This window comes from Cellulomonas bogoriensis 69B4 = DSM 16987 (genome assembly GCF_000767165.1).
Classification (GTDB): domain Bacteria; phylum Actinomycetota; class Actinomycetes; order Actinomycetales; family Cellulomonadaceae; genus Actinotalea; species Actinotalea bogoriensis.
This window is the reverse complement of the sequence record NZ_AXCZ01000124.1, coordinates 1-8,184: the sequence shown is the minus strand read 5'-3', so window position 1 is coordinate 8,184 and position 8,184 is coordinate 1. Positions and strand designations below refer to the sequence as shown.

Below are 8,184 nucleotides of genomic sequence, written 5' to 3'. Positions count from 1 at the left end.
CGACGTGCGGACCCGGTGCCGCTCCTTGGCGACGAGCGCGAGCTGCTGCTGCTCGGCCAGGGCGTGGCGCGCGTCCTGCTCGGCCTGCAGCTGCACCCGGGTCGCGTGGTCGGTCTGGGCCAGCGCCGCCCCGGACCCGATCAGACCGACGATCACCAGCGACGCGGCGACCGGAGCCAACCGCGGAGTGACCGCCTCGGCGGCACCCGCCCAGGACCAAGGGCCGGGCACGACGGACCGACGACGCTTGCACGCCTGCTTGTCGGCGAGGCGGAGCTCACGCCTGCTCGGCCAGGCCTGCACCTCGGGAGCCGTCGGCCCACCCGCGAGCGGCACCGTCGGGACCTGGTGCCGGGCCGGCGCGCGTCGGGCGCGCCCAGCCTGCTCCGCCAGACGCAGCTCGCGCCGGGTCAGCGGTGCCGGGGCCTGCTCGGTCATCGTGCTCCGTCCTACCTGTCGGGGATGGGGGCGGTGGGTGTCATGGACCCCACCAGATCTCCGTACCGGGTGAGTCGGCGTTCTTGCTCCTCGCCTGAAGAGCCTCCACGGGTGAAACACAGGACCCACACACCGATCGAGCCACCCGTTGGGCGGTTTCGCGCCCCGCAGCGGGGCGACCCGGGCCTGGATATGGTCGTGCGCATGCGACGTCCCTGGCAGGTCCGGCACCTGGCGCGCCGTGCCCTCGGCGGCCTGCCGACCACGCCCGTCGGGGCACGCGCCCGTGACGTCGGGATCGACGACATCGTCGCGCAGGGCGCCATCGAGCTGGCCCTGCGCATCGGTGAGGCGATGCTCTCGCTGGGGGCTGCGGCCGCGGACGTGACGGCGCACGTCGGACGGGTGGTGCGCGCGTTCGGCCTGGACGGGTGCCAGGTCGACCTCACGTTCACCTCGATCACGGTCTCCTACGACCGGGGTGTGACCGTCCACCCGATCACGATGATGCGCATCGTCCGCGACCGGATCCCCGACTACGGGCGCCTGGCCGGGGTGATCGAGGTGGCCCGCTCCCTGGAGGAGCACCCCGTGATCCGCGAGGAGGCCGTCGAGAGGCTCGAGCAGCTCCACGCCGACCTCGACGAGGTGGTGACCGCCCCCCAGGCGTACCGCAGGTGGATCGTCACCGTCGCGCTCGCCACCCTGGCGGGGAGCGTCGCGCTGCTCCTGGGTGGTGGGTTCGGGGTCGCCGCTGTCGCGGGTGCCACGACCGCGCTCATCGACCGCACGATCTGGAAGCTGGGACGGTGGGGTCTGCCGCCGTTCTTCCTGCAGGTCGTCGGTGCGGCGATCGCCACGCTCATGGCAGTGGCCCTGCTCGTGGTGGTCCCGAGGCTGCCCGTCGAGTTCGAGGTCCTGCCCCCGGGTCTGGTGGTCGCCTCCGGGATCGTGGTGCTCCTCGCCGGGCTGTCGCTGGTGGGTGCCGCCGAGGACGCGATCAGCGGCTTCCCGATCACCGCGGCGGCGCGCAGCTTCGAGGTCGTGGTCCTGACCCTGGGGATCGTCGTCGGCATCGGCGCCGTCCTGGACGTCGCCAGCCGGGTGGGCGTGGCCCTGGAGGTCATCCAGGTGCCGCCCAACACCACGCCGCTGGCGTTGCAGGCGGTGGCGGCCGCGGTCGTCGCCGTCGCGTGGGCGGTCGCCAGCTATGCGCGCCCCCGGGCGGCGTTGGTGGCCGCGGTGGCCGGGGCGATCGCGTGGATCACCTTCACCGGGTTGTCGGACCTCGGTGCCGGGCCGGCGGTCGCCGCCGCCCTGGCGGCTCTGGTCGTGGGGTTCTTGAGCGAGTTCAGCGCACCGAGGTTGCACGTGCCGTCGATCGTGATCTCGGTGTGCGGGATCGTGCCGCTGCTGCCGGGGCTGGCGATCTACAGGGGCATGTTCCAGCTGGTGACCGATCCTGCCGCAGGGCTCATCGTCGGGGCGAGCACGCTGCTCGGCGCGGCCATGATCGGGCTCGGGCTGGCCGCGGGGGTCACGTTGGGGGAGTTCCTCGCCTCACCGTTGCGCCTGGGGACGCGACGTCGCCGCGCACCGTCGGAGGTGTGAACCTCACGAGGCGGGGAACCGCCGGACGAGGGTCTGGGCAGCTGCGGTGACGACGGCTCGGTCGTGGGTCAGGACGAAGTCGAACAACCGGTCCGCGTCACGTGCCGCCGGCTCGTCCCGGTCCCGGGCGATCAGCGCGACCGCCTCGTGGGCGCCGAGCACCAGCACGGTCCACTCCCGGGCCAGGGGGTCGGCGGGGGAGAGGGGCACACCGCGGGCACCCCCGGCAGGCGCAGCCGGCAGGTCGGTGCCGAGCATCCCCACGAACGGGAGCGTCTCGGCCGTCCTGGCGTAGCGGCGCACCGTCGCCGGGGTGAGCCGGGACAGGTCCTGGAAGCAGGCCAGGAGCATCGGGGGCACCGAGGACTGCATCGCCCGGACCTCCAGGGTCCGGGACACGGGCAGCAGCAGGTGCTTGGGGGCGGTGCGGAGCCGGCCGGACCCGGCGACCAGGTCGAACGGGCTTCCGGGCGCCGCCGCCGCTTCGGTGCGTGGAGCGAACCGCCGGTGCGGGGTCCCGGCCGGTGCGGGCACGGGGTAGGGCCCGGGGCGCCCCCAGTGCCAGCCCTGCCCGAGGGTCGCGCCGAGCACGAGGGCACGGACGAGGTCCGCCTCGGTCTCGATGCCCTCGGCGACGACCTCGGCGCCGCACGCCTCGGCGTAGGCCTGGACGGCGTGCGCGACCGTGATGGTGGCGGGGTCGTCGACCGAGCGCAGCAGGCTGAGGTCGAGCTTGACGACCTCGGGCTGGAGCACGGGGATGAATGCCAGGGACTCGCGTTCCACGCCGACGTCGTCCAGGGCGATGGCGTACCCGGCGGCCCGGAGCCGTTCGGCCCCGGCGAGCACGCCCGCTGGGTCGGCGGCCAGGGCTCGCTCGGTGATCTCCACGACGACCTGGAGCCCGCCGGCGCGGCGGTCGAGCTCGGCGACCACGAGGTCGGGGTGCCGGGTCAGCGTGCTCGGTTCGAGGTTGACGAACAGCACCCCGGTGACGTCCGGGGAGCCGCAACCCGTCCCGTGGAGGGCCGCGGACACGGCGGCCTGCTCGAGGTCGGTCAGGGTGCCCGCGGCCCGTGCGGCGGCCAGCAACGTCAGGGGCGACTCCCACGGCGTTCCAGCAGGGCCCCGCATGAGGGCCTCGTGGGCGACGGTGCGGCCCGTCCCGAGGTCGACCAGGGGGTGGTAGACCGACCTGATGCCGATCCCGTGCAGGAGGTCAGGTGGCACGGGTCGGTCGAGGATCTGTGTGTCCACACCCTCCTGATCGGCCGTTCGGGCGACGTGCTGAGCACTCCGGACGCACGTGTCGCCCCTGGCTCGCGCAGCGCGCGAGCCAGGGGCGACAGTCCGTGGGCGTCAGCTGCAGCCGCTGGTGCTGCCGCACCCTTCGCAGACGTGGCACGAGCCGGCCGGACGCATCTTGATCCCGCAGTTCATGCACAGCGGGGCGTCGGCCTCCCGGCCCTGCTTGAGGTCCATCAGCTCCGCGGAGGAGTGCACCGAGGCCGGGACCGGAGCCGCGACCGGTGAGCTGGTCACGGGCGTCGGCGCCAGGGCCGGCTCCGGTGCGCCCGGCTCCTGGCCGGCCGTCTCCTGGTCGCCGGGCACGGGCTCGTACACGCCGGTCTCGAGCTGTCGGGCCCGCTCGGCGCTGGTGTAGATGCCGAGTGAGGCGCGGGTCTCGAAGGGCAGGTGGTCCAGGGCCAGGCGACGGAAGATGTAGTCCACCATCGACTGGGCCATGCGGATGTCCGGGTCGTCGGTCAGCCCGGCGGGCTCGAAGCGCATGTTGGTGAACTTCTGCACGTAGGTCTCCAGCGGGACCCCGTACTGCAGCGCCACCGACACCGCGATCGAGAACGCGTCCATGACGCCCGCGAGGGTCGAACCCTGCTTCCCGAGCTTGACGAACAGCTCCCCGAGCCCGTCGCCGGGGTAGGAACCGGCCGTGATGTACCCGTCGGCCCCACCCACGTTGAACGAGGTCGTCATGGACGTGCGCTGGCGGGGCAGTCGCTTGCGGGTGGCCCGTGCGGGTGCCGCGCCGGCGGCCGGCTCCACCTGCTCGGCGGGGGCGGGCTGAATGGTGGTCTTGGCCTTGGCGTCCGAGAGCGGCTGCCCGACCTTGCAGTTGTCCCGGTAGATCGCCAGCGCCTTGATGCCCATCTTCCAGGCCTGGAAGTGGATCTCCTCGATCTCATCGACCGTCGCGGTCTCGGGCAGGTTGACGGTCTTGGAGATCGCGCCCGAGATGAAGGGCTGGACCGCGGCCATCATCCGCACGTGACCCATGGGGGAGATGGCCCGCTCACCCATGGCGCAGTCGAAGACCTCGTAGTGCTCGGTCTTCAGGCCCGGGGCGTCGATCACGTGACCGTGCTCGGCGATGTGCTCCACGATCGCCTCGACGGTCTCCTCGGCGTAGCCGAGGCGGCGCAGGGCGCGGGGGATCGTCTGGTTGACGATCTGCATCGAGCCGCCCCCGACGAGCTTCTTGAACTTGACCAGGGAGAAGTCGGGCTCCACACCGGTGGTGTCGCAGTCCATCATGAAGCCGATGGTCCCGGTGGGGGCCAGCACCGAGGCCTGGGCGTTGCGCCACCCGTTGCGCTCCCCGGTGCGGTTGCCCTCGGCCCACACCCGGGTCGCCGCGGAGTGCACCGTGGCGTCCATGGTGTGCAGGGTGCGGATGTCGTCGTTCGCCGCGGCGTGCTTGCGCATGACCCGCTTGTGCGCCTCGGAGTTGAGGGCGTAGCCGTCGTAGGGGCCCACCGCCCCGGCGAGCTCGGCCGAGCGCTTGTACGCCGTGCCGGTCATCAACGACGTGATCGACGCGGCCAGGGCCCTGCCGCCCTCGGAGTCGTACCCGTGACCGGTGGCCATGAGCAGCGCACCCAGGTTCGCGTACCCGATGCCGAGCTGGCGGAACGCCCGGGTGGTCTCACCGATGGGGTCGGTCGGGAAGTCCGCGAAGCAGATGGAGATGTCCATCGCGGTGATGACCAGCTCGACGGCCTTCTCGAACCGCTCCACGTCGAACGTGTCGTCGTCCTTGAGGAACGTCAGGAGGTTCAGCGACGCGAGGTTGCACGAGGAGTTGTCCAGGTGCATGTACTCGCTGCAGGGGTTGGAGGCGTTGATGCGACCGGACTCGGGGCTGGTGTGCCAGTCGTTGATGGTCCCGTCGTACTGCAGGCCGGGGTCGGCGCACTCCCAGGCGGCCTGGGCGATCTTGCGGAACAGCTCGCGGGCGTCGACGGTCTCGATGACGTCGTTGGTGGTGCGCGACCGCAGCCCGAACGGAGTGCCGTCCTCCACCGCGGTCATGAACTCGTCGCTCACCCGGACGGAGTTGTTCGCGTTCTGGTACTGCACGGACACGATGTCCCTGCCGCCGAGGTCCATGTCGAAGCCGGCGTCGCGCAGCGCCCGGATCTTGTCCTCCTCGCGCGCCTTGGTCTCGACGAACTCCTCGACGTCGGGGTGGTCCACGTCCAGGACGACCATCTTGGCCGCGCGGCGGGTCGCGCCCCCGGACTTGATGGTGCCGGCCGACGCGTCCGCACCACGCATGAAGGAGATCGGCCCGGAGGCGGTGCCGCCGGAGGACAGCAGCTCCTTGGACGAGCGCAGGCGTGACAGGTTCAGGCCCGCGCCCGACCCACCCTTGAAGATCATCCCCTCTTCGCGGTACCAGTTCAGGATCGACTCCATGGTGTCGTCGACCGAGAGGATGAAGCAGGCGCTGACCTGCTGGGGCGAGGGCGTGCCCACGTTGAACCAGACCGGGGAGTTGAACGAGAACACCTGGTGCAGCAGCATCCAGGTCAGCTCGTGCTCGAAGACGGTGGCGTCCTCGTCGGTGGCGAAGTAGCCGTGCTCGCGACCGGCCTTGGTGTAGGTGAGGACGACGCGGTCGATGAGCTGGCGCAGGCTCCACTCGCGGCGGTCCGAGCCGAGCGCGCCACGGAAGTACTTGGTGGTGACGATGGTGGTGGCGTTCAGCGACCAGGTGGAGGGGAACTCCACCCCGTGCTGCTCGAAGATCGTCTCCCCGGTCTTCCAGTTGGTCTGGACGACGTCGCGCCGCTCCCAGGTCACCTCGTCGTAGGGGTGGACCCCGGGGGTGGTGAACACCCGACCGACGGTGAGTCCCCGCTTGCGGCCGCGTGCACCGCGGCCCGCCTTGGCGGTGGTCTCCGATGTCTGGCTCATGACTGCTCCTTCGGGTCCCAGGGGTCGGCCTTCGCGTGGCCGGGTCGTCCTACGGGCACGGGTGTGGGTCGATCTGTGGGAAAGCTGTGGGTGGACCTGTGCACGGGCCGGTGAACCTGTGGATGAAAGCGACCACTAGTACTGCCGCACCTGCGCTGGAGACACCACTATATGTAGTGGATCGGCTCTGAGGGACCTCGAGAGCTCGGTCGACCGGCGTGTCATCGGGGCGGCGCGCGCCGAACGCGCAGGCCAACCCGTGCGCGCGTCGCTCGAGCGGGTCAACCCGCGGTCGGCGTGTCCCGGCGTGTCGTGGTCCCCGGGGGCGGAGGCCCGAAGGCCGCCCTCGCGGCGGTACGTCGCAGCGCCCGGAGCACGGCCGGGCCGACCAGCAGGATCCCCACCGAGGTGGTGACGGCCCGGCCCACGTCCCAGCCCGCCGACGTCGCCAGGCTGAACGTCACGAACCGGTGCAGGTTCTCGCCCACCGGTGCGCCGGGCACGAACGACAGGCCCGTGCCCGGCCCCAGCTGGAACGGCCAGAACGACAGGTTCATCGCCAACCCGAACATCAGTGCGGCGATCGCACCGTAGACGGCGAGCACGAGGACCTCGGCGCGGCCCCGCACCGGTGGCAGGAGCCCGGCGAGAAGACCGACCCACGACGCGCCGATCATCTGGAACGGCATCCAAGGCCCCACCCCACCGGTCAGGAGCGCCGAGGTGAGGATGGTCGTCGACCCCAGGGCGAACCCGAACCCGGGCCCGAGGACCCGACCGCCCAGGACGATCAGCACGAAGACGAGCTCCACGCCGGCCGTCCCCGCCGACAGCGGGCGCAGGACGGACCCGGCGGCGGTGCAGATCCCGAGCACGGCGACGGCCTTGACGTCCATCCCGCCCTCGGTGAGGGACACCAGGACGACGGCCACGACGGCGAGCAGCACCCCCGCGAGCACCAGGGGGGCCTGGGTCCCGTCCGCCAGGACTGCGTCCGGTGTGACCAGCAGCGGCCACAGGAACGCCATCGCTCCGGCGACGGCGGCGACCGTGAGCGCCAGCGCGGACCAGGGTCGCAGCGGGACCGCGGCGTGGTCGCGTCGGGTCCGCTCGCGGCGTGGCGCGGTCATGACACGCCGGTCAGCGCCGCCTGCACCGAGCCGACGGTGAGCAGCGGCAGGGGGTGCAGGATCTTGGCGACCTGGGGCGCGAACGTCGGCGAGGCGACCAGCACCTGGTCGGCGGCCCCGTGGGCCACGACCTCACCGTCGGCCAGGACGAGGACGTCGTCGGCGCACTCGGCCACGAACTCCACGTCGTGGCTCGAGAGCAGGACGGTGCCTCCGGCCGCCGTGTGTGACCGCAGCGCCCGGGTGAGGTGGCGTTTGGCCCGGTAGTCCAGCCCGCGCGTCGGCTCGTCGAGCAGCAGGACCGGTGGGGCGGCAACCATCTGGATCGCCAGGACGAGCATGAGCCGCTGCCCCTCGGACAGGTCCCGCGGGTGGCCGGTGGGGTCCAGGCGGGTGGTCAGCGCCTCGAGCCGTGCGGCGGTCGCACCCGACGGCACCCCGGCCGCACGGTCCGCTGCCCGGCACTCGGCGTCCACGGTGTCGAGGTAGAGCAGGTCGCCGGGGTCCTGGGGCACCAGAGCGACGTGCCGCCGGGCCTGCGAGGGGCGCAGGGTGGCGGGGTCGTGCCCGTCGGCGGTACGCACCTGCCCGGCCGACCTCCGCCCGCTGCCCTGCAACGCCCACAGCAGCGAGGACTTCCCCGCCCCGTTGCGCCCCATCAGCGCGGTGGTCGTACCGGCGGTGAGCGCGAGGTCGACCCCGCGCACCGCGTGCACCCGTCCGTGACGCACGTGCAGCCCCGAGGCGGTGAGCGGATCGGATGCGCCGTCCACCGCCCCGACGGGCC

At 72.3% G+C, this 8,184-nt stretch carries 6 protein-coding genes; 1 reads left to right on the top strand and 5 read right to left on the bottom strand.

Annotated features, from left to right (window positions below; genetic code table 11):
- Positions 1-438: hypothetical protein (locus tag N869_RS10795; RefSeq protein ID WP_035061427.1), on the bottom strand; the 438-nt coding region annotated here is incomplete at its 3' end.
- Positions 439-642: 204 nt separating this feature from the next.
- Here N869_RS10795 and N869_RS10790 point away from each other — a divergent pair.
- The gene (locus N869_RS10790) at positions 643-2,049 is read left to right on the top strand and encodes a threonine/serine exporter family protein (protein WP_035061437.1); all 1,407 of its coding nucleotides are present in this window, start codon (positions 643-645) and stop codon (positions 2,047-2,049) included.
- A gap of 3 nt (positions 2,050-2,052) precedes the next feature.
- On the opposite strand, the gene N869_RS10785 is transcribed toward N869_RS10790, so the two are convergent.
- The 4 genes from N869_RS10785 to N869_RS10770 form a co-directional block, all read right to left on the bottom strand.
- Positions 2,053-3,306 carry a sensor domain-containing phosphodiesterase gene (locus tag N869_RS10785; RefSeq protein ID WP_052105421.1) on the bottom strand — a complete coding sequence of 418 codons (1,254 nt, stop codon included), beginning with the start codon at positions 3,304-3,306 and terminating at the stop codon, positions 2,053-2,055.
- Positions 3,307-3,408: 102 nt separating this feature from the next.
- A complete protein-coding gene (locus N869_RS10780; RefSeq protein ID WP_035061425.1) occupies positions 3,409-6,267 on the bottom strand; it encodes a vitamin B12-dependent ribonucleotide reductase in 2,859 nt (952 codons plus the stop codon).
- Between the two features lie 281 nt (positions 6,268-6,548).
- Positions 6,549-7,397 (bottom strand): ECF transporter S component, encoded by an 849-nt coding sequence (locus N869_RS10775; protein WP_052105420.1) that lies wholly within the window; start codon positions 7,395-7,397, stop codon positions 6,549-6,551.
- On the bottom strand, positions 7,394-8,184 hold a 791-nt coding region (locus N869_RS10770; protein ID WP_156968500.1), incomplete at its 5' end, for an ATP-binding cassette domain-containing protein. The genes N869_RS10775 and N869_RS10770, both read right to left, overlap by 4 nt.